The following is a 23276-nucleotide window of genomic DNA, read 5'->3' as shown; positions in this document are numbered from 1 at the left end:
CCGGAGCTGAGCCGCTGATTTGATGTGTTGACCTAGAAGCTGGCATTCAAGTTGAAGCCTAGCGTGACCTTGGCAGTGCGATAGCCCTCGGGCTTGGAGATCGGCGCCCCCATGAAGAAGTCGTAGCTCAGCTTGCTCCACTGGCCACGCACGCCAATGACGGCGCCGGCCAGATTCCGGCCGAGAAGGTCAGCCGTGGAGCGCCCGCCGACATGGCCGTAGTCCATGCCGGCGTAGAGTTCCGCCCCGCTCTGCCCCATGGTCCACCCGATGTCGTTGCGAATCAACATGCCCCGCTCGCCCATCAGGCTGGTCTCACCGTCGAAGCCGCGCACCGTGTAGCGCCCGCCGATGGCGAAGCGGTCCTGCGGCGTCAGCGGCGTGCGGTTCCATTGGGCGCGGATCAGGCCCGAGTAGCGGAACTTCTGGTCGCTCAACTTGAACGGCGCGTTGACGCTGATCTCGGCGGTGTAGAGCTTCAGGCGCGAGGTGCCCTCACCGAACTCTTCTTCGGGCGCGGTGCGGGAGCCAAAGCCACCGGTGCCGCGCTTGTAGGCCAGCGTGCCTTCGAGCGTCGCCTCGCCGATGAACTCCTTGTGGTTCAGGCTGAGCTCCCAGCCGCCGACCACGCGGTGCTGCACCTCGACCTCGGTGTCGTCCACGAAGTTGCGCGACTCGCGGCGCCAGCCCTTGACCGCTGCCGTGGTCTTGCGATGCTGGTCGCGGTAGAGCAGGCGCGAGAGCTTGACCTCGGCATTGTTGGTCTTGCCGGCGTAGACGTAGTCCTGGTTCAGGCCGGCCACACTCTGGTGGTACTGGCTGTTGGAGGCGGTGAAGCCCAGCAGCCAATAGCCGTAAGGCAGCGAGTAGTGAATGGTCTGGCCCTCGGTGCCGTAGCTCGGCTCCGACAGGAAGTGGCTGTTGATGCTGTGGTTGGCGCTGAGGTAAAACAGGTCGTTCAGGCCGAAGGGGTTGTCCACCGACACCGTGGCCCCAGCCTGGTAGCGGCCGGTGGCCTTGGTGCCGCTGTCGTCCAGGCTCAGGGTGACGCGCCACTTCTTTGACTGCACGTACTTGACCACCAGGTCGCTGTCGCCGGGCCTGGCGTTCGCGGCCGTCGACGGCTCGATCTGGATGTCGGCTTCGGCAGTCGGGGCGCGCTTCAGGTTCTCCAGGCCCTGCTCGATGTCGCGCAGGTTCAAGAGTTCACCTACCCGTGCGGGGATGGCGGTGGTCAGCAAGGCGGCACTGCCGAGCAGCGTCGATGAAGAATCCGGCGTCAGGCGGATGGCAGCGATGCGGCCGGGCACGAGCGACAGGGTCAAGGTGCCGTCCGAGAGGTCCTGAGGCGCGGCCAGCACGCGGGTGGTGACCCAGCCCCTGGTGATGACGGCTTGCTGGGCGCGCGCGAGCACCACGTTGACGCCGGCCGTGCCCAGGCAGCGGCCGACCGGCGAGTCGTTGCCGTCGGAGCCGGACAGATCAGCGACGGCCCACTGGAAGGCTTCGGACTGCTCGCCAACCAGCCGCACGCGGTCGATGCGGAAGCACGGGGACTCGGACTCGGGGATGCGCTGCGTGGGCGCCGGTGGTGCGGCCTGCGGACGCTGGTCGACGGTGCGCTCGTTCTGCTCGCGCAGCGCACGTTCGCGCTCTTGCTGGCGCTGTTGTTCGACGAAAGGTTGCGGTGTGCTCGCCAGCTGTGCGGATGCGAGCATCGGCAGGATGGCAACGGCTGCAGCAAAGCCGGTTTTCAAATGCGTCATGGGAAAAAGTCGCAAGGCTTTGCAGGAATCGCCGTCGACCTCTCGACTCGCGTCACGCACTTCGTCGCTTGCTTTTTTGGTGGCTAAACAGCAGGAGTCCGCGACAAGTCGATCAGTGAGCTGAGCTCTACCTCCTGATCGAAATTCGGCCAGTCCTGGCGTACCCGCTCCAACGTCCCAAGCGTCAGCCTATCCGGCACATACGCAGGCGGGGTCTCTGGAAAACGATCAAAGGGAGCTTCCATCAGCGGATGATCGAGCACGGGATTGGAGAGCCCGATCAGTTCGCGCAAACGAAATATCAAGAGAATCTCCAAAGGTGTTCGCGGGAAGCCGCCGCAATCTGTAAACGCCGCCTCCTCTCCCTTTTTGAGTCCTTGCGTGTGATGATCACACGCTGCCAGTAGCCACGGCTTGAGCGATTCGGAGTCCGGTTCTCGCCAAAGGGCAAGAAGCCCCTCATACAGAGGCTCCTCGTGCGCAAATGCAGGCCAATCATGACTGGCATCGCCGCGCCAGTCCGCGAACAGGCGCAACATGAAAGCGTGGCATCGACGGTGCTGCCCCTCGTAAGAGAGCTGGAGCTGAAAGGTTTGATTCAATGCTGCATGGGTCATATAGCCCATGTACACCGCCTCATCGATTTGCCCCAAGATGAAATACCTTGCCATGCATTCCGTTGTGGACTCCCAATCGAACATCCGCAAAGGTTGATTTGGATTCAAGAACAGTCTTCGGAACTGGCGATGCCAGAAATAGTACAACTGATATCCAAACTTCAGATACCCCAAAGCACCCACCGCCTCTCGTTCCCAAGGCTGATTGCTTAACGCAAGCGCTTCAGCTTTGGCAAGCAATCGAGCGCCAACAGGGTAAAAAGAAGCGGTCGGAGGTATATTGAGAGTATTTTCCTTATCGACTCTCGCGCTGTACTCTTCCGCTTCACTCATATCCCATGGGGTCGTTCTTTCGATCCCTTGAATAATTTTTTTACGAGTCATCCAGCGCGGATCAACGCCAATACGAACCGGCTCTTTAATAATTCTCATAAATTTCTATGGCCATGGGTTTATCTTAATTTGAGGAATTCCACTCACCCCAGGCGCCGGAACCCCCACTTGAACCTGCACACCAACTACTCGATAACCAGCATTGGTAGCTCTTTGAATTGATCGAGCCAAAGCAATATTCTCTGACGGTTGAGATTGCCAAGTAGAACCAGGCACTTGCCCCTGAGGAGGATTCAGCGAATCGCGTACCCAGCCCTGCAAAAGAGTTACAGGATTGCCCTCGGCCGAGGCGGCATTGTCAACCCCGTTCTGCGAGGACTTCACCTCCGCGACGTAGATGGTTCTTGTGTTGTGGTCAAGGGCGACACCGTCCGCCCCTTGGTTGCTGTTGTTCTGCAACGGCGCAAAGTTCAACCCCGTCCGAGTATTCAGCGTCTGCAGTCCGACATCCTCACCAAGGACGCCTGTTTGGCGCCCCGGCGTGTGCGAGACCGCAGGCCCGATTAACGTTTGCCCAAACAGGCTCGACACCGGCTGCGGCGTCGCGGCCGGATTCGGCAGAGCCTGCGGATTGGGCAACGTACTTGCCACATTGGCCGGTAGCGGCAAAATTTGCCCGCCCGCCGTCATCATCATGATCTCGCCCGTGCCTACGTTCAGCACGCCCTGGTACCCGGTCGGCAGGTTGCCCACGCTCATCGGCACATAGCTCGACGGCAGCGCCACCGCATTGCCGCCTGTGTTCAGCAGGAACTCCCCCGTGACGGGATCGATGTCGCCGACGACGCGTCCATTTCCGCCCGATCCCCTCGTGAATCCGGGTGGAAGGTCATCCGCAACAACACCCGGCTTGATCGGTGTCTTGACGCTGGCCGGCACTTTCAGGCCGACCAACCGCGTCGCCGCCGCGCCTGCGGCGCCGCCCGCCAGCATCAGAGTGCCCGCGCGCGCGTAACGGTCCTTGATAGCCTGATCGACCATGGCGTTGCAATCGGCCGCCGACCTCGTGGCACAGTTGGCCTGCCGGAACTGCGCGACTTCCTGGGCCTGCTGTTCGTCCGACCCAAACAGGCTCTGCGCCCCCTTCACGGAGCCGTAGTTGTTGACGTTGTTCTGCCGTCCCTGGAACACCCTGGAGATGTCCCCGTAGCCCACGGGAATCGCGCCATCCACTTCGCTCGCGGTCGCAGCCTGCCCCTCGAGCCGCCGCACGCAAGCCGCATCCCCAGCGGCAACGCACTTACCGACGGCATCGATGTTGTCGCTCGAGAGCTTCAGATACGTCTGAGTGATGTTCTTGATCTCTTGCTCGGAGCAACCGCCGGCTTTTTGGGCGCAAGCCGCAAAGTCCTCCTTCATCGCAAGGGCCTGGCTGTGCAGCAGGAAATTGTTCTCGGCCGCGTTGACCCCGGCCGCCGCCGCGATGTAGCCCGCGCTCGCGCTGCCGCCCGCCAGCGCGCCGACGACCGCGCTCATCACGGTGGCCGCCTGGAGCGTCTGTTCGGCCAGCGCAGGATTGCCTGTGGGGTTGAACGCGGCAGCCGTCAGTTCGCCCACCACCGCGCCGATGGCGCCTGCCGCGCATCCACCGCCGCTGCTGCTGCCTCCGGCTGACGCCCGTCCTGCACCCACGAGGCAGCCCAGGACGGCATGCGCCACCTGCTGGCCGTACACGTTCAAGGTTTCATTGACCCGCAAGTCTCCGATCTCGTTGGCGCCTTGCGCCGCGACGGTGTTCAGCAGCGCGGTCGAGATGGCATGGCTGAGTTCATCTTCCAGGCTCGTGCCATTGATCGCGCTGCGTATCACCGCGCTGGCGGCGCCGTCGAGCAGTTGGCGCTGCAACTGGTCGGTAAAGAGCGCCTTGCCATTCGTCGCATTGGCGAGGTTGTCCGGCAGCACGTTGCCGACGCTCAGCCCTTGGATGGCACCCGCCGTGATCATCGCCGTCAGGATGTTCTTGACGCTTTGGCTCTTGCCGAGTTCATCGAACACCTTCCCGAGATCGCCGTTATTGTTGACGAACGAGATCGTCGCCTGGCTGGCAATCGCAGTGATGCCGGCCTGCATCGCTGCGGTTGCGATGCTGGTCGTCGTGGCAGACAGCCCCATCGCTCCCGCGATGCCGGTCCCGGTTGTCGTGGCTGTGGTTGCCGTTCCCACTGCGGCAGACCCAGCTCCCGCAGTGGCCACCCCCACCACCACGCTGACGATGACGGAGGCCACCGGCCCGAGGCTCGTCTGGCTCTGCGCCCACTTCTTGTGTTCCTCCTGCACCCGCTCCCATTGCACGCTGTTCGCGAAGGCCGGATCGGACGCGAGCTGGTTTACCCAGGCCATGCCAGGCTGCTTGGCCAGATCCGTGAGACTGGCGTTCTGACCCAGTTGCGCGGTCACCCCGCCGCTGGCCTTGATGTTCAGGTTCAGCGTGTTGAACAGGTTGTACTGGCTGGTCTCGTCCGAACGGCCATTGCTCTTGGCCGACACCCAGGCCCCGTCGCCGTCGTTCTCGTTGCTGCTGCCGGCCTTGGTCGTTTTCTGCGTGAGCAGGTTGAGCTTGCCGCCGGCCTCGATATCGATCTTGTCGGCGTCGGCCTTGATGGCGCCTAGCGTCATGTCGCCGCCGCTCTTGAGCTGGATCTCTTTGCCGGCGAGCGTGGTGCGCGCCAGTGTTGTCTCCTGGCTATCGGCATTGAAGCTGGAGTGGGTCATGCCACTCTTCTGTGCGTCCTTCGTGGCGGCCGATGTCTGGTTCTCGCCCGCAACAAGGGTGAGTTGATCACCTGCGCTGAGACTGAGCGTCTCACCCGCGCTCAAGGTCGCGGCCTTGCCGGTCAGGTTGCGGCCGGCGCCGATGCTCACATTGCCAGCGCCGCTGACAGCGGTCCCGATTTCCTTGCTCTCCTCGTTCTTGCGCGAGTTATTGGAACTCCAGCGGATGTCCTCGGTGCGCCCGGTCGTCACGGTCTCGAGGTTCACGTCGCGTCCGGCGACCAGGGTCGCATCGCCCGCGCTCTTGACCTCGGCGCTGACCAAGTTCATGTCGCGCCCTGCCACGGCAGTCAGGTCTCCGCCCGGACTGGTCACATACAACCCCGCTACGCGGTCCAGCGTGACGGCGCCGAGCTTCACGCCGCTCGATGCATCCGAGCGAGGCAGCGCGCCCACCTGGCTCCTCGAATCGCGGGTGGTGGTCACCACGTTGATGTCGCGTCCCGCCACGGCAGTCAGGCTCTTGCTGGCATCGACCACGGCGCCGATCACGTTGATGTCGGTCCTGGCGGTCAGCGCAACATCTTCGCCCGTAATGCGACCCGCGAGGTTGCTGATGTTGTCGCCCGAGAGCGAGACCGCATGCCGACCTGCAATCGTTCCGCCAGCGTTCGTGAGGTCGCCGGTGAAGCGCATGTCCACGCTGCGGCCGGACAGCAGCGCACCGGAGCCGTCGATGTCACCGGGTTTGACGTGCACATAGACCTGGGGCACCAGCACGCGCTGGGTGCTGCCATCGGGCAGAGTGACGGTCTGCTCGACCAGCCAGACGATGTCGCTGGTCAACTGGGCCATCTGCGCGTCCGTCAGTGCAATGCCCGGGCGCAGGCCGTACTGCCTCGCAAAGGTCACCCCGGCGTTCATGAGCGCCGTGTACTGCGCGTCATCGCTCTCGAAGCCGTCCAGGAACCGGAAGCCGGTCAACTGGGCCACCTGCTCGCGGATCAGGCGCTGCTCGTAGAAACCGTCGCCCAGGCGCTTGAGCGTGTTGTTCGGATCGAGCCCGAGGTTGTTGAGTAGATAGTCGCTGCTGAGCCAGTTGCGGTAGTTGGCGAAGCGCGGATCAGTCTCGATCAGGTAATGGCTCGACGGGTTGGTCAAGGTCCTGAACAGGCTCGCACTGGGAACCGCCGTGTTCGGCACGCTGGTGCGCACGATGGTGGCGCCTGCGACACCTGTGGTTCCGCCTGGTCCACCGGTCGACGGCACCTCGATGATGGGATTGACGCGCGCACCACCTGCAACGCCGCCGCTGGCCTGCGCGCTGGCCCCGGTCTGCCCCACCGACAGGGACCCGAGGCCCGGGGTGCCAACGGCGACAGCGGTATTGCCCTGCTGACGCGCAGCCGAGAGCGTGGCCGTGCCGTTGGTCGTCAGGTTGTACGGCGCGATCTGGTAGACCCGCTCATCGTCGCCGGAGTGTTCCTCGACGTAACTGTGAAGCACTGTGCCGACCCGCACGGTGGGTGCATCGACCGTCAAGCCGACATTCTGGATAGTCCCGCCGCTGACCGTCAACGCCCCGCCAGCCAGGATCTGGCTGTTCTCGTTGGTGCCGCTGCCCACCTGGATGTTCATCGCGCCGCCGGCGATGATCTTGGCCGGTGCGGAACTTTGCAGGACTGGCGTGGACGAGGTGACGGTGTAGACGTAGGCGTCGAAGGTCGATGAAAAGCGTGTTGGCTTGTAGTCTGTCGCCATCGCGGGCGAGCCCGTCATCGTGTAGATGAAGGCCAGCGTGGCCTTGTCCAGCGCCTTGTGTGCCGCGCGATAGGCCTGCCACTGGTCGTACTCGGCTTGCGTGACCGGGTGGTCGAAAGCCATGAATACCTCGTGCGGAGGCTCGCTGGTGTCCCAGCTTGTGATGCCCGCCTGCCCCACTGTGATGTCGGGGTAGCGCCGGCCGATGAAATCCGCGGGCAAGTCCTCGGCCGGCGGCGTGACGCCAAAGGTGGCCCAGATCGGATCGGTGCGCGAGTACCAAGCACCAGGGACGAGCACCGGATGGCAGGTGCTGTCCTGCCCGACAGTGCACTCTTGGAACGTCCGGTCGTGGCTGCTCTCCGGGCTTCGCATGTAATAGGCGCGGAACTTTTCCAGAGGGTAGTCCGGCGAAGGAATCAGCAGTCGCGCATAGGGGTCGCTGCCGGCCCTCAAAGGGTTGGACGCACTGTCGGCAGCCCACCCGTTCCATCCGGTGTCGGGAATCCGGACGAGTCCCCCGAAGCCGATGAGCACTTCGTCGGCCGTCCAGCGCTGACTGCCGCCCGGAATCTGGTATTCGACGAAGTTCTGGGGCGAACCTGGCTGCAGGGCCCAGGTGACGCCGCCGTTGGTATTGTTCAGCGTGGCGGTCTTGATATCGACGTTGCCGGTGGCCTCGATGGTCGCGGCGTGGTTGTCGATGCTCGTGGCGGAGCCGGTGGCATGGCCGAGCGCATCGAGACTGCCGCCAATGGCGAGATTGCCGTCGCTGAAGATGAGCGCGCCGTCGCGGTTGTTGACGTTCTTAGCGCCAATGTCCAGGCGGGTTCGTGCCGCGATGGTGGCAGCGCTGGTGGCGCCGTTGACGGTCTCGGCAAGGTTGTTCAGCGTGTCGACGCCAATGGAAATCTGGTCGCCGTAGATGCGGCCGGTTCCGATGTTGGTCAGCGTGCCTGCGTCGATGCGGGTCACGACGCCATCGATCACGCCCCGGTTGGTCACCGTACCCGTGGCGCTCAGATGGGTGGTGGAACCCTGGATGTCGCCGGTGGCGGTGTTCTCGATGTTGGTGGCCGACAACGACAGGTCGTTGCCGGCGGCGATGCGCCCGCTGTTGGCGATGTTGCCGCTGGTGGCGATACGCAGGTCGTGGTTCGCAATGGTCTCGGTGCCCGCAGCGAGGGTCACGTCCTGCGTCAGGGCGAGGTTCATGTCGCCTTGGGAGAGCAGCTTGCCCGTAGTGGTCAGCGAGGCAGCATCGACGGTGAGTGTCTTGCCCGCGAGCAGGGTGCCGGCGTTGGTCACGCTCAAGGTCTTGGCGCCAGCCAACGCCCCGTTCGGATCGGTGATGCTGACGGTATCGCCTGCGGAGACCAGGCCGCCGGCGCCGTTGTCGACGAGGCCTGTGCTGTTGAGCGTGACGTTCACATCGGCGCGAATGGCGCCAGATGCGTTGCTGACGGTCGTGGCCGTGATCCCGACGTTCTTGCCCTCGATGCCTTGATCGGTGCCGGAGGTGGCGGTGTTGTCGACGCTTCCCGCACGCAGCGTGGTCGTGGCGCTCGAACGGATCAAGGCGCCCGCGTTCCGGATGCTTCCTGCGTCGAGCTGCAGATCGCCCACGGCCAGCGTCTGGCCACCTCGGTTGTCGTAGATCGCGCCGTGCGTGTCGATGGCGAGCGTCGATTGACCCAGCACGAGGCCGCCGCTGCCGTTGACAAACTCGCCGGTGCTGACAGTCAGCGCGTTCTTCGAGCCGATGAAGCCAGCACCGTTGTCCAGGCGGCCGAAGGAACCCGCGGCACCTGTGGCAATACGCAGCGTGTCGGCGCTGACGATGCCGCCCTGGCCGTTCGCGTAGCCGGCGGCGTTGGTGTTGCCCAGCGTGCCGCCATGCGTGTCGATGGTCATCGCCCCGCCCGACTGGATCAGGCCGGCGTCGTTCACGATGGAGCCCGTGCTCAGATCGACGGTGCTGCCTGCTGTGAGCGTTCCGCGCAGGTTCTGCAAGGTCCCGTTGTGCGTGTCGACGGCCAGGCTGCGGCCGCTGACCTTGCCATCGGTGTTCACAAGGCCGCTGTTCGCAAGCACGGTGGCGCCTGCCGCGAGCAGGCTGCCCGAGGTGTTGTCGGTCGTGCCGCTGGTGGTGACGCGCAGATCGCCGGTCACACTGGCCAACGTGCCATGGTTGTTGTCGAGGCTGGCGGCATCGACCTGCGTGGCTCCGTTGGCAGCCAGCACGCCTTCGACGTTCGTCAACGCGCCGGTCGCCACGATGCTCAACATGCCAGGCGTGGTGATCACCGACTTGCTGGTGTTCACATCGCCCTGGGTCGCGACGATGGCGATGTTGGCGGCGCTGGTCTGCTTGCCGGAGAGATCGACGCTCGCCCCCTGAAACGCGGCGTCGCCTGCGGCGAGGTTAGTGCCGTTGGCAACCAGCGCACCGGTTGCGGTGACGCGCAGCGTGCCCTGCGCGATTTGGCCGGTGGCCAACTGGCCGTCGCTCTGGATACCAGCACCGATCACGCCTGCGGCATTGCTTTGGACATTCTCGGCCGCGAGTGTCGTGTTGCGGCCTGCGGTGATGCTGCCGCCGTTGGTGAGCGTGCCTCCAACTGTGACGTTGACGTCATTGGCGCCCCGCAGGGTGCCACCATTCGAGAGCGAGCCCGCTTGAATGGCCAGGTCGGTGGCTGTGTTGATGGAGCCGCCATCGCCGTTAACCAGCGCACCTGCTACCGCGAGCTGCACGCCCGCCTGCGCCGATTGGATGCTGCCCTTCGAGTTATCCAGCGAGCCGGTATGGAGCGTCAGGGCCTGGTTCGAGGCCAAGGTCCCGGCAGTGTTGGTGGTGGCGCCCGCGACATTGGCAGTCAGTGCGCCTGCTGCTGAGATCGCCCCCCGCGCGTTGTTGGCGCTGCCCCCGACTGTGAGCTTCGCATCGGTGTCGCTGGTCAGCACGCCGTCCTGGTTGTCGAAGTCGCCCGCCGTGGCGATGTCCAGGCTGCCGGCGCGCAGCACACCACCCGCATTGCTGAAGGTGCCAAGGTTGCCCGTGAAAGCCCCCGAGACATTGAGCGTTCCGCGCTCGTTGCTGAAACCCGGCTGGTTGAGGGCCATGCTCGCCACGGATAACGTACCGCCGCTATTCACGAGGTTGGCGGTTTGCAAGGTGATGGGACCGCCTGCGTAGATCTTGCCGCCGTCGTTCCTGATCGCGCCTGCTGCAGTAATGCGGCCAGGCTCGATGGGAGCTGGCGCTACGGCGGGAGCCGGTGTTGGCGTGCCAGCGGTCGTCGTGCCGTCTGTCGGTGTCGCGGTGCCCGTCGATCCGGTCGAACCCGTGCCTGGAGTGGTTGTGCCGGTGCTGCCTCCGTCGGTTGTGGGAGCCGGTACGGGCTCCGCGCCGATCCAGCCCCCATTCGCATTGGAGACCATCGGCGCCGCGAGCGACAGCGAGGCCATGCTGGTCTGGCGGATCGTTCCCTGGTTGACGATGTCGCTGCTCGTGCTCGCGAGCTGCACGCTCTGGCCTTCCAGCGTGCCAGTGTTCTCCAGACGGCCCGAGGCCGTGACTACCAGGCTTCCGGCGCTCGCGCCGATGTTGCCGGCGTTGCGCACTCCGAGCCCTTGCTCTGTGCCCACGAGCACAATCTTCCCGGAATACATGCCGCCCAATGCAGCAACGTCGAGAGCGAAGGTGGGTGCTGCGCCCGTGCCCGTCGTGGGAGTGATCTGCGTATGGTCGGCGCTGATCTGGTTTGCGCCTGTGACCACCTTGAGATCGGTGGCGTAGATTGCAGCATTGAGCTGCACGGCGCGAGCGAGGATGGCCGCGTAGTCTGTTTTGCTGGCATCGAGGCCTGCACCATCGATGGTGACTGTTCCTCCTCGCACGAGAAAGCTGTCGAGGCCGCCGATGGCGTTGAATTGCGGCGTGCCCGTGGTCACCGTTGCGCGAGACGCGTTGATAAAGCCGCCTCCATCGATGTTGATCCCGGCCGGGTTCGCGATGATGATCTCGGCCCGTTGGCCCGCAACTTCCAGATAGCCGCGAATCTGGCTTGGATTCCCGCCGTTGACTTCGTTGACAATAATTCGCGCGGGTCCTGTGGCCAGGAATGGGTTGCCCTGTATGTAGCCCCCGAGCTGGGACTGCACATTGACCCGGCTGTTATTCAGGATCGCGCCGTTGTTTCCAATATTGAATTGGTTGTAGACATTGCGGGAAACGCCTGCGGCCGAGGGCGTTTGTATGTTGACGTAGGGCACGCCGTTGGGTGCCACCAGCACCGTGGGGCGCAGGTTGCCAGGAACGTTGGGCGCGCCCACGATCTGCCCATGGGCCGACGTCGCCGAGAGCATCCCCGCCAATGCGGCACCGATCAGCATGGGGGCAAGGGCAGCGGCGGCGGCCAGTGCACCGCCTGCTACCGTCGTGGCCTTGCTCGAGGCTTTGCCTGTGGCCGTGGCAGTCTCTTGAACCACCATCCGCATACCTCTGGCAGCGTTGAAAATGACGCGGTGAAGCTGGCGATTCATGCTCTGACATCCCTGTGTTTTTTTTGGCTAACCGCGACGGTTCTGTATCGAAACACGTCGAAGTCCAATTCTCAGGGGCGAGCGGTCAATACGCAGGGGTGCCTTATGTCAGCCGTGAGCACAACGTCACGGATAGAGCATCTGCAAATCTCAATGGCTCCCTCGACTAATACTTAGGTTTTGATTTCAATAAGCCTTTGGCCTCCGCCGTGTTAAAGCGAGGTCTACCGGCGACAAAACCAAATACCGAGATACTCTGCACTTGAAAAACTGGCTCGATCAGAGAAGCGGTCTCTCAACGCGGTCGCCTCTCGGAGTGGTCGAGTTCAAAAAATCACTATGCGATCCCGGGTGATGCCTTTGAGGTCTGGAGCTTCAACGAGGTCTGCAAGATGCAAAACGTGGTCGCTGAAGGTAAGCTGCATGATGTGGATGGCTGTATGCCCAGGTGCGGCGCCTATTGAAGACCAAAGTGTCCGGCTACAGTCTGCCAAAAGCCGACCTCGGAGGCGCGGCCTCGTTACCCTTCTTCCAAATGGAAAACATCACCATCACAGCCGCCACCCCCGAAGAACTCCGCTCCGGCGAACTCGGCCGCAAGCTACGCCTCTACAACCACGGCTTCGTCGGTGAGTATCCCGAGCAGCAGTACATCCGGCTCAACGCCAGGGACGGGAACGGCCGATTGCTCGGCGGGCTGCGAAGCTTCGTTTTTCTCTACTGGCTCAACATCGAAGTCCTGTTTGTCGAAGCCGACGTGCGCGGCTCGGGCCTGGGCAGCCGCCTGCTAACCGAGGCCGAGCGGCAGGCCATCGAGTTGGGTGCGACGAACGCCAAGCTCGACACCTTCGAGTGGCAGGCGCCGGCGTTCTACCTTAAGCACGGCTACAAGGAGTACGCGCGCGTCGACCACTATGCGTCTGGCTTCTACCTAGCCTCCATGAAGAAATTGCTGGCGCACTGAGCTACGTTGCAAGCTTGCTTCGGTAGGCGGCCTGAACCGGTCCTTCGACTATCGCCTCTGGCACCATGAACATCGCCCATATCCCTCCCAGCTACCTTCCGCTGAACGTGCCAGGCCTGCCTATGCTTTATGGGCCCAAGGGAAGCTGGTGTGCCTGGGTGACGGCCTTGCGATTGCCTCATACGGCAAGGTTTCGCGATGCAACCGCCCGAGCCGCAATGCGGGGCTACGCTGAGTCCGACCGGATTGCTGATTTCGGTGAAGTGGTCGCCTATTTCGAGAACGATGACGGATCCGGCTCTGCGCCCAGCGCGGCGATGATTGAGGCAGCACGTTGGCTGCTCGTGAACGACGCCGCCTTTTTCGGCGCAGTGTTGGAGGCCATGCTGGCCGATCTGCCGTCCCTGCGCGCCATCGAGGGTTCGACCGTCTTGGCTGACGATGCGTTTCGACTTCCCGAGTGCTGGGATGAGGCCACGCTGTTGCCTTTGGTCCGGCTCAACAACATCAATCTGCACCCCGTCGCTGGCGCGCCTTATATTGGACTGGACTTCAGTTGCGCTTGGGAGCACGAGCACGGCTATGGGCTGATGATGGCAGGCACCGAGATCGTGGAAACCGGCGGTGCCGACGTCGGAGCGTTGTCCTGGATCGCCGCACGGCACGCGGAAAAAGTGGCGTAGTGAACGACTGCTTTGTGGCGACTGGCGACTTGTTCAGCCGCTTCGCAGCGATTGCCGACATCCCGCGGCCTCGCGCGAATGGGTACTATCGGCCAGAAGCCGTCCTAGTACGACATCCCCTAAATATATTGTCTATTCAGCAGCCAAGAACGGTGCCAGCAGCGTCACGATCGAATCGGCCGCTTGCTCGAGGTCGCCGTTGATGGGCAAGGGCTCCCAGCGCCCCGTATGACTACGGAACGCAGCGGTGTATCGATTGCGAGCGAGCTCCGTCAGGCGAGCCACCGTGTCGACATCGTCGTCGCGGTGCATTTGGATCAGCAGGTGCTTGCCGTAGGGGCGCACCCGCGCCTGCTCATGTCCGATGAGTCGAGCCAGCTGACGCTGGAGTTCGTCGGCGCGTGCTTGGGCCAGTAGTGTGGGCATCGGAAGGGAACCTCTTGGGTTGGCCAGTTTGCAACTCAAAGCCGGCAAACGTCCACTTGAAGGGCTGGGGTGAGCGATTGCGCTGGGCGACAAACTCCTGCGTGCGCTGTCGCAGATGTTCTGTGGAGCGATGGCTGGCGTGACGAAGGATCCGCCGCGTGTAGATGGCAAACAGCAGCTCGATCTGGTTCACCCAACTGGCATGCAAGGGCGTGAAGTGGAAGACGAAGCGACCGCCGTGCCGCGCGTTGAAGTCCTTCCAGACGCCGTAGGCGCGGTGGGTGTTCAGGTTGTCCCAGATCACATGCACGGTTCCACGAGGATAGGCACGGGCGACCTGCTCCATGAAGCCCCCCAGGTCGTCCTGTGTGCGGCGATCCGTGCAGCGTGCCAGCACGCGCCCGGAATGCACCTCCAGCGCAGCAGTCAGCGCCTGGGTGCCGTGCCGGATGTACTCGAACTCTTGCCGGCGCACTCGCGCGAGGCTCGGTGGCCTGTCCCAGTGCTTGCGCTCGATGGCCTGGATGCCCGTCTTCTCGTCAATGCTCAGGACCACCGAGTCCTTGGGCGCCCGCCGATACAGCGCACAGATCGCGTTGACCTTCTCACGAAACTGCGGATCCACGCTGTGCAGCCATTGTCGCACCCGGTGGGGGCGCAGTTCGGCCGCCTGCAGGATGCGCTGCATGTGGCTGCGGCTGATCTGCTCGACCACCCCGAGCGCGGTTGCCCGTTCGCACAGTTCATCCAGCGTCGGCGTCGAGCGGCCGTATCGCTCGGCCGGTTCGCACGCCAACGCCAGCAGTTGCAGCCTCTGCGCATCCCCGATCAGTCGCGGTCGCCCCGGACGCTGCGCCTCGCGCAAGCCTTCCGCGCCTTGACTGTCCACGCGAGCGCGCCACATCGATACGCTGGGCAATGACAGTCCGAGTGTGCTCGCAATGGCCGCATTCGTCTGGCCCTCGTGAGCCATCAAGGCAATCCGGGCGCGAACCACGTCCCGTTGCGGCGCCGTGCCGCGGCGCACCAGCGCCTGCAGCGCATTGCGCTCCTTCTTCGACAGTTTGACAACCTGTGCTGGACGGCCTGGACTCACGAGAACTGAGCTTACCTCAACACCCCACAATAGAAAATCTATTTGAGGGATGTTGTACTAGGGCGGCGAGCTTCTGCCCGAAACGGGCTTGATGAACTTCACCGCAGTTGAAACTTTGTCAAATATAGATATGCGGCGTCAATTAGCAAGAAAGAAGCATTGAAGGGATTCTTTCCGAAGAAATGCAACGGCCTTACGCTTACGCAACGATTGCATTGCACCGCCCCGGTGCCGCACCTCTTTCCAGGGATCGATATGACTAATAGAGATACGATCAAAGCATCGAAAAAAATCGGCAGGAGCGCCGCTTGAGAATCAAGCGCCTCGGCATAGCCATTGCCGCAATATCGATCTGCCAGTTCATTCTGTGGGGGACGATCTACTCCTCTTTCACGCTCTTCATCGATCCAATCCATCGTGAACTCGGCTGGGGAAAGACGTTCATCGTGACGTCCTTTTCTATCGCCCTAGGCGTCAGCGGGCTTTGCGCCATCCCCATCGGGAAATGGGTCGACCGGTGGGGCGGATTTTTTCCGCTCTCGGTAGGTGCCGCATTGTCTTCCGTCCTCCTGCTTGCGCTTTCGGTAAATGAAAACCCGATGATCTTTGCTGTCGCCTGGATCGGACTGGGTGTAGCGATGGCAGCTGTTCTGAGTCAAACCGCATACGCGGTCTTCGTTCAGATGGGGATGGAGATCGGGCGCAAGGCCATCTTGTATTGTTCGCTCGGAACCGCGGCCTCTGGCGCCGTCTTCCTGCCGCTTTGCTCTTATCTGATCGCCGAATTCGGATGGCGCGATTCACTAAGGGTGCTGGCCGCACTCAACCTGCTTTGTGCCGCCCTTCATCTTGCCTATGTTCCCCGGAGGCATCCGGACTTCATTGCTGCCGACTCATCATCACGTCCCCCCAGGTCGCCTTTGCTTGCTCGCAACAGGCAGCTCTTACTCATGCTCGCGGCCTTCGGGACGAACTCAGCGATATCGGCAGTACTGGCGGTCCAGCTTGTTCCGCTGCTTCTGTGGGGAAACTATTCGATGCACGAGTCCGTCCTCACGGCGGCCCTGGTCGGACCGGCTCAGATATTGATACGGGTATTGATGGTCGGCAGGCTGAGCCAGAAGATCAGTTACTACGGTTTGGGCGTGTGTGCCATGGGATTTCAGGCCATTTCCCTGATCGCTCTTTCGGTGTGCATCGCCTTTTCTCCGGGCACAACGCTTCTTTATATATTTTCCATACTGAACGGTCTCTCTCTCGGAGCGGGGTTGATTTCCCGCGCTCTGATCACGACCGAGTTCTTCGAGGCTCAGGCCTACGGTGCCGCCCAAGGCTATATCCAGTCGGCCACCATGCTGGCAAGGGCCGTGGCTCCCGCATTTTTTGCATTCATCATGAATTCCCTGGAGGTGGGGCTGTCTCTTTATTTCCTCCTGACACTGGGTGCAATTTCCTTTCTCTCGATGGCGATGTTGAAAGGAAAAATATTTCCGGCGCTGACTCCAGCATCTGTCGACACGAACTGACCGAGGTTTCAATGACTGCTTCCGACGATCGATCCTTGCAATTTTCAACGAGAGCTCTGCGCGACGGGGTGATGCGCTCCGAGTTTCAGGAGCATTCGGAGTCCCTGTTCCTGTCTTCGAGCTACATCTTCGAGAGTGCGGAAAGCATCGCGCGGCAGGCTGCAAACTCGGAAAAGGGCTTCTACTACTCGCGGTTTTCCAACCCCACGGTATCGATGTTCCAGGAGCGGCTCGCTTCACTGGAAGGGGCGCAAGCCTGCATTGCGACCGCATCGGGCATGAGCGCGATCCTGACCCTGCTGCTCTCGACGCTCAAGACAGGCGATCACGTCATCGCCTCCCAGAGCTTGTTCGGCTCGACCATCCAGATGCTCTCCGCTTTTCTTCCGAGAGTGGGGGTCGAAACGACGTTCGTGCCCCTGACGGACGTTTCCGCCTGGCAGCAGGCCATCCAAGGCAACACGAAGCTCCTGTTTCTCGAGACCCCGTCGAATCCATTAATGGAGATCGGCGATATCCAGGCGATTGCGAACGTCGCTCACGAAAAGGGCGTGTTGCTCGTGGTGGACAACACCTTCTGCTCGCCCGCCATTCAAAACCCGATCCGCCTGGGCGCCGATGTTGTCATCCACTCGGCCACCAAATTGATCGATGGACAGGGGCGCGTGCTGGGTGGAGCCATATTGGGCCGGGACAAATTCATCAAGGAAACGATATTTCCTTTTGTCCGCCTGACCGGTCCGACGCTTTCGGCATTCAACGCCTGGGTTCTGCTCAAAGGCCTCGAAACCCTGCAGATCAGATTGAATCGCCAATCCGAAAGCGCGCTGGAACTCGCCCGATGGCTGGAAACGATTCCAGAGGTCGATCGCGTGTTCTATCCGGGACTTCCATCGCACCCGCAACACCTTCTGGCCGGCGAGCAGCAACGCTCCGGCGGATCCGTGGTCTCCTTTCAAGTCCGGGGTCACACACCGGAAGCACAGCGGAATACGGCCTGGAGCATCATGGATCGAGCCCGGCTTTTTTCCAGGACGGCCAATCTCGGCGATGTGAAATCGACCATCCTGCATCCGGCCTCGACCATCCATTCGCGCATCACCCCGAACGAGCGGGCGCTGGCGGGAATCACCGAAGGCCTGGTCCGGCTGTCGATCGGCCTGGAGGACCCCATCGACCTGAAGTCCGACCTTCTCAGAGGGCTGAATGGTTGACTTTCTTCAATCCCAATCAACGGAAGACGAATCATGAGTCTGGAGATCCAACCTCGCCGAATCGAAGCCGCCGCCAAGGAAAAGTCGATGCGGGAATTCGGGGAGTCGTTCATCAATGCGCTGCCGAAGCACATCGACGCCTTGCAGATACCAGGGCGCAAGATCTCGGCCGATTTCAACGCGCCACCGAAAAATGTCCGCATCGAAGAAATATCCGAGATTCAGGAGGCGATGCAGGAGGTGCTGCACCATCCGACGACACGGCAGGCCGAGATTCATGCCGAAAGCACGTTCAAGGCATTTCTGGAAAAAGAGGTCGTGGATGCCGGCTTGCTGAAATTTTTCAACGGCTGGTACAACACCCACAAGACCACGAGCCTGGTTTCGGCAAAGATCATCATGCGCCTGTCGGCGGATGCCATCTCCATCCCCGCCGAACAGCAACCCGGATATCACGGCGCGATGGCGCACATGCACGAGGTCGCCAAGGACGACTTCGGACTCGGGCACAAGGGGCACGACGGGATGTACGGCTACCTGACCGCGGCGCTCGACGCCGAAGACTGGGTGGACATCCGGTACGAAGTTCCGGAGTGCAATGAGTTTTCGGAATTTCTCTACGACGCGGGTGTCGCCGAGCACAAATCCCCATTGAATTCCTCACGCCACAACGAATCGATCCTCCACGCGATGATGATTTCGGTGGCCTCGGAAACCTGGAACGGGCGTGAGTTCAATTTCATCGCGCAGCACATCGAGGACAAGCTGCTCTCCTCCAATCCGGACCTTCTCGAGGATGCAACGAGCTTGCGCAATGCCAAAGGCTATGTGATCGGCCATGCAGGAGAGGTGGAGAACAAGCACGGCCTGCATGCCCTGGCCGCGGCGCAGCTTTTTTCTCGCACCCGGGGCGTCGAGTTCGACAGCCGGCGCCTGCAGGAAGTCATGCTCGATTACAACGCCCGTGTCGGCAAGGCCTTCGGTGCGCTGCACCGGTCCTTGACGACGCGCCATTGAGATTGGGGATGCCGCGGCCCACCGGGCGACGGACGCCACCAAGCTCAGCAGGCTGGCTTTCGCATCGCTGCCTGCGTACTCGGCGGCCTTCTTACTGCATGATCCAGCCGTGACTCACGACCAGCGACTGGCTCGTGAGCACATTGGTCGGGAAGCCCGCGAACAGTAGCGCGACGCGTGCCACGTCCTCGGTGGTCGTGAACTCGCCATCCACCGTTTCCTTGAGCATCACGTTCTTGATGACTTCCTGCTCGCCGATGCCCAGCGTCTTGGCCTGCTCGGGGATCGGCTTCTCGATCAGCGGCGTGCGTACGAAACCCGGGCAGATCACGCTGCCGCCGCGGCCTTGCGCGTACATGTGCTTGAGACAGGCCTTGGTTGCGGGGAAGGCGCCGTCGAGGTGGATCGGTTGGTATTGCTGGACTGTAGCGGTTTCGTGAGGCTTTGAAACTCCGTGCGGCCCATGCGCTCTGCCGAACCTTGATCACGACGAGTCTTGAACTTTTTGGATTCGCCGCCGCGTACTGCAGCCGTGGAGCTTGAGTGTCTGCATCAAGATGCACGAGGTTTACTCACTTTAAGACTTGGCCGAGATCTGCCCTCTTCACAGCCAATGCCCTTTCGGCCGCGCCCAAGTGCCGTACAACGTACGCAGCTCGGCCAATCTACAATGCCATCTGGATAGGTACTATCGAACAGCAAGTCGGTATGCCGCGTGCGGCTGCGGAGCCTATTTTTCGTCGCGCCGAAGCATGACAAGATCGATATACCCGTTTGAGGTTTGACTCTCCCTGTGGACCTTTTTCAGGGTGAACCCCTCGCCTCCTCCATCGCGCTCCCATCCCAGGGCGAGGTGATGGAATGCCGCATCGCCAAGACTGAGCTTGCTCGCATCAACAGCAAAGGTCGCACCTGGGCTCTGCATGGAGAGCAGATCTTGAAAACTCATAGCACACCATAACAGGCCGAATGCGAAGTGTCGAGTTAACTAGCCACGTACGTTTTTCTGAATCTTGTCGATGATGCCGAAACACTACTTAGCGGACATACCCGCTACTGCGCAACGCGTGCCTCAAAGGGAACTGGAGAAAGTGGCTTTCGGGAGACTGCATGCGCTGGCGTCGGCGAATGGCAGTCGAGTTTCGTGTGTGCCAGATTGCGGTTGACTCACGTCAAACGCTATTGACATGAGTCAGCTTGCGGTGCACTCGATTCGGCCGCCAGACCAAATCTTGGCACACCCGCGATACAAGAGTGATCAAAAAGCCCCCGCATCCGACTACAGTCAACCAGTAGTAGACGTCCGAAGATGACCTCAAAAGCACGAGCGTACTACCGCACTTGGAGCATAGATGAAGGCACTCTCCGTTGAGATTTTGCGTATGGTTGACAGCAGCTTCCCTAACTGGGTCGAGTGCCGCTTGATTGATGCACAGGGGGACGCGCATTTGTTCGTGGAGAAGGCCCCAATCGTTGTGCGCGCAGCGCTTGTCGGTGACGGCTGCTATCCGCGCTCTGGCGAAATAGCCTGCGAAGTCCAGTCCGAATGGAAAGATACGGCCAACCGTTCGTTTGTCAGAATCGATACAACGAGGCCAGACGGAGTGGAGTCCATCGCCGGTTTGAGCGAGTTCGTCATCCATGCTTCGCAGCTCATTGACGTGCCTTGAGACAAGATGCGGTCAAGAACGGTCGTTAAGATTTGTGAGCGGACCTGACCTGTCCGAGGCTGTAATGCATGACTGGGTCGAGCGGGAGCAACAACCCCTTCGGAACTTGAACGGCAGTCGTGATCAGAGTCTCGTCAACTGCCATGCGAAGACGAATGACATTGTTCAAACCGGGCCCCGTGCGCGCCTGATCATCCACGACGGGACGGCCAGTGCCGTCAACCAAGTCGACGCCCACGACGTGGCCGACAAGTACATGGTCAGCTTCTTCAGCCATCTCGGCCAAGGACATTTGCAACGGAAGACTTGCAAGGACGGCGAAAGGGACCATTTCTGCCAGCAACAAAAGAAAGCGTTTCATCAAGCGTCCGATCACTCCCAGAGCTCCATGAACATCTGGTTCCACCCGAGAGTGCGCCAGCCACGGCGATATCCGCAGGCGGTCGAGTCGTTGTCGTAAAGTGGGTGTTGCAAAACCTGGCTTCAGCGATAGTTTGAAAGGCGCGTTGGATTGCCGGCCTTGAGCACTTGGCCTCTGAATCTGACGTGCCAATCAGGACCAAATTCTTTGTGTGCGTGTATATGGAAACCGCCTTCTACGGGAGCGATATCAAGAGGCAGCAGGTTATCGGTGGGTTGCGCAAGAAGCTCAACCTCGTCGCCAGGTTCAAGAACAACCTCCTCGGGAACCATTTCAAGATACAGCGTCATCGTGGCGACGGTTTCGTTCTTGAATTTCCCAACGATTGGATAGGTTTCTGGTGTCATGGCAAGGGTCCGATCTCGGCGAGCAGCGAAAGTCTAGTCTCCGCCGCCACAAACTGCCGGCCTATGGAGATGGGGCAGCCATGCACTTGTCATTGCCCCCCGAGATAGGTGAAGCGCCAATCCGAATAGGTATTCGCTTGGTGCTCAATCGTCACAACGCCTCTTGGCAGCGCCGCGCGAATGGGGCGTTCCTTCGAGGCACTGGCCACCCCCCAGATACCGCCCTGCGGTGCAATCAGCGGCACCAGCGCCTGCCCCGTCATCGGATCCGGATAGAGCTGACGCAGGTAGCGCCTGGTGACCAGGTGCCGGGCATCTTTCAAAAGATCCCCCAGATGGTCGGGATACCGATGTCGTCGCGTGCCAGCATGCCGCATCCCTCGATGTCCTGAGTGCCGAAAGTGCATATTTAACGTGAACGCACAGTTATCGACATATTGCCATTGCCGCGACCGCTTATCGCCGAGATCGACTCCTCGAATTGAACCCTGTATATGGCCTTCCAGTCCATCTGGACCAATCGACGGCCTCTAGCCTGCAGACTAGACTTCGGCTTTCGGCGGCAAGAGCCGACGTTCAGCGCCTCAGCGAAGTTCGCTAGGAGGCGGTGGGCAATTTCCTCGCGGTAGCGAGGTAGGCGCACTTGCACAGCAGTGTTGGACCGCTCTTGTGCAGTACGATTTTGAGGTACAGATTCAATTCAGCCATGGAAGGTTCTTGCACATGACCGTTCAGCTTCGAATCGTTCGCCCAGTCCGCTCCGTGGAACGCTCGCTAGCCATGTATTGCGATGGCCTTGGCCTGCGTGAACTTGACAGGTTTTTGGACCACCAAGGGTTTGCTGCTGCAATAGTCGGGTTTCCTGGCTTGCCCTACCATTTCGCGTTCACGCATTGCAGCGACCACCCGGTAATCCCGGCTCCCACAGTGGAGGACCTCACCGTCTTCTATATGCCGGACCCTGCAGAATGGCAGCGCTCATCCGAAGCCATGCTCACCGCCGGTTTCACCGAGGTCTCGTCCTTTAATCCGTATTGGCAACGCCGCGGTCGCACGTTTGCAGACCTAGATGGCTACCGCGTTGTGCTCCAGCAGGCAGCGTGGGGAGCGCAATGACGTGTGCTGAAGCGCTCGCGAACGTGTGGAGCGAACTAGGGCCTGTTAACACAACCGCAAGCCATCAGCGATGAGAGCGAAGCTGATGAAGGCGGTGAACATGACGTCCAGCTTGTCGAATCGGGAGAAGATGCGCCGATAGCCCTTGAGCCGACGGAACAAGCGCTCGACTTCGTTGCGGCGCTTGTACATGGCGCGGTCGTATTCCCACGGCTCGACGCGGGTGCGCAGTGGCGGGACGACCGGGATAAAGCCCAAGTCGAGCGCAAGCTGCCGAGTCTCGTTGCCTTCATAGGCGCGATCCATGAGCAGATGCAGTGGCCGATTCGGCGCGCCCAAGCGCCTCAACAACTCGCGACCTTCGGGTGCATCGTGCGCTTGACCCGGCGACAACGAGAACGTTACGGCCGTGCGCGCGTCCGCGGCGAGAAGGTGGATCTTGGTGTTCCATCCGCCGCGGGACTTGCCGATAGCTTGCGGACCGTTTTTTTTCGAGCGCCTGTGCCATCGGGATGCACCTTGACGCTGGTGCTGTCCAACGACACGGCTTCGATCTTGATCTGCACCACTTGCGCGAGCTGTAGCCGCGCGAAGGCTCTGTCCAGGACGCCAGACTTGGCCCAGCGATTCATGCGCGTGTAGATGGTGTGCCAGTTGCCGAACCGCTTGGGCAGGCCTCGCCACTTGCACCCATGCTCGGCGACGTACAAGATGGCATTGAGTACCTGCAAGTTCGACAAGCTGACATTGCCTCGCTGAGTCGGCAAGCAGTCCTCGATCTGCTCAAACTGCGCTCGTGTGATCTCCATGCCACCAATGTCGCTCGAACACGCGGTGCGCGCAATTAGTAACAGGCCCTAGTCACAGAAACGCAGGCTGTAGTTGCGTTTCACCACGCTCAGTCAACCCTCCAGTCGTTCCGACCGAATACCAACAGGCAACTGCTGTCAAAGAGTGAGAGGCTGGGTGGCGGCACGCCGGTCCCGCCACCTGCGCCGT

At 61.4% G+C, this 23276-nt stretch carries 17 protein-coding genes and 1 pseudogene; 8 read left to right on the top strand and 10 right to left on the bottom strand.

All coding sequences use genetic code 11. From position 1 onward, the window contains the following. Positions 1-32: 32 nt before the first annotated feature. From ACAM42_RS06490 to ACAM42_RS06480, 3 genes are all read right to left on the bottom strand, one after another. Positions 33-1718 (bottom strand): ShlB/FhaC/HecB family hemolysin secretion/activation protein, encoded by a 1686-nt coding sequence (locus ACAM42_RS06490; RefSeq protein ID WP_369632729.1) that lies wholly within the window; start codon positions 1716-1718, stop codon positions 33-35. A 131-nt stretch (positions 1719-1849) separates the two neighbouring features. After that, a complete protein-coding gene (locus tag ACAM42_RS06485) occupies positions 1850-2815 on the bottom strand; it encodes a hypothetical protein (RefSeq protein ID WP_369631465.1) in 966 nt (321 codons plus the stop codon). Between the two features lie 6 nt (positions 2816-2821). Beyond that, positions 2822-11797, bottom strand: coding sequence for a filamentous hemagglutinin N-terminal domain-containing protein (locus ACAM42_RS06480; protein WP_369631464.1), 8976 nt, complete (start codon positions 11795-11797; stop codon positions 2822-2824). A gap of 535 nt (positions 11798-12332) precedes the next feature. Here ACAM42_RS06480 and ACAM42_RS06475 point away from each other — a divergent pair. Both ACAM42_RS06475 and ACAM42_RS06470 read left to right on the top strand, forming a co-directional pair. Continuing rightward, positions 12333-12761, top strand: coding sequence for a GNAT family N-acetyltransferase (locus ACAM42_RS06475; protein WP_369631463.1), 429 nt, complete (start codon positions 12333-12335; stop codon positions 12759-12761). A gap of 65 nt (positions 12762-12826) precedes the next feature. Beyond that, a complete protein-coding gene (locus ACAM42_RS06470; RefSeq protein WP_369631462.1) occupies positions 12827-13444 on the top strand; it encodes a hypothetical protein in 618 nt (205 codons plus the stop codon). A gap of 132 nt (positions 13445-13576) precedes the next feature. Here ACAM42_RS06470 and ACAM42_RS06465 read toward each other — a convergent pair whose 3' ends face one another. Further along, complete coding sequence (locus ACAM42_RS06465) at positions 13577-13870, bottom strand: hypothetical protein (protein WP_369631461.1); 294 nt, start codon at positions 13868-13870, stop codon at positions 13577-13579. Then, positions 13800-14966 (bottom strand): IS630 family transposase, encoded by a 1167-nt coding sequence (locus ACAM42_RS06460; protein ID WP_369631460.1) that lies wholly within the window; start codon positions 14964-14966, stop codon positions 13800-13802. The genes ACAM42_RS06465 and ACAM42_RS06460 overlap by 71 nt, the downstream gene beginning before the upstream one ends. Before the next feature lie 308 nt (positions 14967-15274). Here ACAM42_RS06460 and ACAM42_RS06455 point away from each other — a divergent pair, with 308 nt between their 5' ends. From ACAM42_RS06455 to ACAM42_RS06445, 3 genes are read left to right on the top strand one after another with little or no spacing between them, the layout of a single operon-like run. Next, positions 15275-16492 (top strand): MFS transporter, encoded by a 1218-nt coding sequence (locus tag ACAM42_RS06455; RefSeq protein ID WP_369631459.1) that lies wholly within the window; start codon positions 15275-15277, stop codon positions 16490-16492. An 11-nt stretch (positions 16493-16503) separates the two neighbouring features. After that, complete coding sequence (locus ACAM42_RS06450) at positions 16504-17706, top strand: O-succinylhomoserine sulfhydrylase (RefSeq protein WP_369631458.1); 1203 nt, start codon at positions 16504-16506, stop codon at positions 17704-17706. 33 nt (positions 17707-17739) lie between these two features. After that, a complete protein-coding gene (locus tag ACAM42_RS06445) occupies positions 17740-18723 on the top strand; it encodes a hypothetical protein (protein WP_369631457.1) in 984 nt (327 codons plus the stop codon). A gap of 91 nt (positions 18724-18814) precedes the next feature. On the opposite strand, the pseudogene ACAM42_RS06440 reads toward ACAM42_RS06445, so the two are convergent. Both ACAM42_RS06440 and ACAM42_RS06435 read right to left on the bottom strand, forming a co-directional pair. Continuing rightward, positions 18815-19129: pseudogene (locus ACAM42_RS06440) on the bottom strand (3-hydroxybutyrate dehydrogenase); the annotation flags it as partial. Positions 19130-19453: 324 nt separating this feature from the next. Then, the gene (locus ACAM42_RS06435) at positions 19454-19672 is read right to left on the bottom strand and encodes a hypothetical protein (protein WP_369631456.1); all 219 of its coding nucleotides are present in this window, start codon (positions 19670-19672) and stop codon (positions 19454-19456) included. A gap of 403 nt (positions 19673-20075) precedes the next feature. Between ACAM42_RS06435 and ACAM42_RS06430 the strand changes: the two genes are divergently transcribed. After that, positions 20076-20393: a hypothetical protein gene (locus ACAM42_RS06430; protein ID WP_369631455.1), complete on the top strand. Its 318-nt coding sequence runs from the start codon at positions 20076-20078 to the stop codon at positions 20391-20393. A gap of 64 nt (positions 20394-20457) precedes the next feature. Next, on the top strand, positions 20458-20853 hold the full coding sequence (locus ACAM42_RS06425; protein ID WP_369631454.1) for a hypothetical protein: 396 nt from the start codon (positions 20458-20460) through the stop codon (positions 20851-20853). Between the two features lie 23 nt (positions 20854-20876). Here ACAM42_RS06425 and ACAM42_RS06420 read toward each other — a convergent pair whose 3' ends face one another. Next, on the bottom strand, positions 20877-21161 hold the full coding sequence (locus tag ACAM42_RS06420; RefSeq protein ID WP_369631453.1) for a hypothetical protein: 285 nt from the start codon (positions 21159-21161) through the stop codon (positions 20877-20879). A gap of 89 nt (positions 21162-21250) precedes the next feature. After that, positions 21251-21538, bottom strand: a complete 288-nt coding sequence (locus ACAM42_RS06415; protein ID WP_369631452.1) for a hypothetical protein — start codon at positions 21536-21538, stop codon at positions 21251-21253. 346 nt (positions 21539-21884) lie between these two features. On the opposite strand from ACAM42_RS06415, the gene ACAM42_RS06410 reads away from it, so the two are divergent. After that, entirely contained in the window at positions 21885-22277 is a 393-nt protein-coding gene (locus ACAM42_RS06410; RefSeq protein WP_369631451.1) for a VOC family protein, read from the top strand. A gap of 45 nt (positions 22278-22322) precedes the next feature. Here ACAM42_RS06410 and ACAM42_RS06405 read toward each other — a convergent pair. Next, a protein-coding gene (locus tag ACAM42_RS06405) for an IS5 family transposase (RefSeq protein ID WP_369631450.1) occupies positions 22323-23086 on the bottom strand; the annotation gives its coding sequence in 2 pieces (ribosomal slippage) (positions 22323-22771 and positions 22771-23086; 765 coding nt in all). Positions 23087-23276 lie beyond the last annotated feature (190 nt).

The organism is Variovorax sp. V35 (genome assembly GCF_041154465.1).
GTDB classification, from domain to species: Bacteria; Pseudomonadota; Gammaproteobacteria; order Burkholderiales; family Burkholderiaceae_C; genus Variovorax; species Variovorax boronicumulans.
Note: the sequence above shows the minus strand (reverse complement) of the source record. Positions and strands in the feature narration are given on the sequence as shown.

Bases quoted from the DNA above. Each gene is read 5' to 3' on its own strand.
- ACAM42_RS06490 (WP_369632729.1), bottom strand. From the start codon at position 1,718: ATGCTCGCATCCGCACAGCTGGCGAGCACACCGCAACCTTTCGTCGAA.
- ACAM42_RS06485 (WP_369631465.1), bottom strand. From the start codon at position 2,815: ATGAGAATTATTAAAGAGCCGGTTCGTATTGGCGTTGATCCGCGCTGG.
- ACAM42_RS06480 (WP_369631464.1), bottom strand. From the start codon at position 11,797: ATGAATCGCCAGCTTCACCGCGTCATTTTCAACGCTGCCAGAGGTATG.
- ACAM42_RS06475 (WP_369631463.1), top strand. From the start codon at position 12,333: ATGGAAAACATCACCATCACAGCCGCCACCCCCGAAGAACTCCGCTCC.
- ACAM42_RS06470 (WP_369631462.1), top strand. From the start codon at position 12,827: ATGAACATCGCCCATATCCCTCCCAGCTACCTTCCGCTGAACGTGCCA.
- ACAM42_RS06465 (WP_369631461.1), bottom strand. From the start codon at position 13,870: ATGCCCACACTACTGGCCCAAGCACGCGCCGACGAACTCCAGCGTCAG.
- ACAM42_RS06450 (WP_369631458.1), top strand. From the start codon at position 16,504: ATGACTGCTTCCGACGATCGATCCTTGCAATTTTCAACGAGAGCTCTG.
- ACAM42_RS06445 (WP_369631457.1), top strand. From the start codon at position 17,740: ATGAGTCTGGAGATCCAACCTCGCCGAATCGAAGCCGCCGCCAAGGAA.
- ACAM42_RS06435 (WP_369631456.1), bottom strand. From the start codon at position 19,672: ATGAGTTTTCAAGATCTGCTCTCCATGCAGAGCCCAGGTGCGACCTTT.
- ACAM42_RS06430 (WP_369631455.1), top strand. From the start codon at position 20,076: ATGAAGGCACTCTCCGTTGAGATTTTGCGTATGGTTGACAGCAGCTTC.
- ACAM42_RS06425 (WP_369631454.1), top strand. From the start codon at position 20,458: ATGCATGACTGGGTCGAGCGGGAGCAACAACCCCTTCGGAACTTGAAC.
- ACAM42_RS06420 (WP_369631453.1), bottom strand. From the start codon at position 21,161: ATGACACCAGAAACCTATCCAATCGTTGGGAAATTCAAGAACGAAACC.
- ACAM42_RS06415 (WP_369631452.1), bottom strand. From the start codon at position 21,538: ATGCGGCATGCTGGCACGCGACGACATCGGTATCCCGACCATCTGGGG.
- ACAM42_RS06410 (WP_369631451.1), top strand. From the start codon at position 21,885: ATGACCGTTCAGCTTCGAATCGTTCGCCCAGTCCGCTCCGTGGAACGC.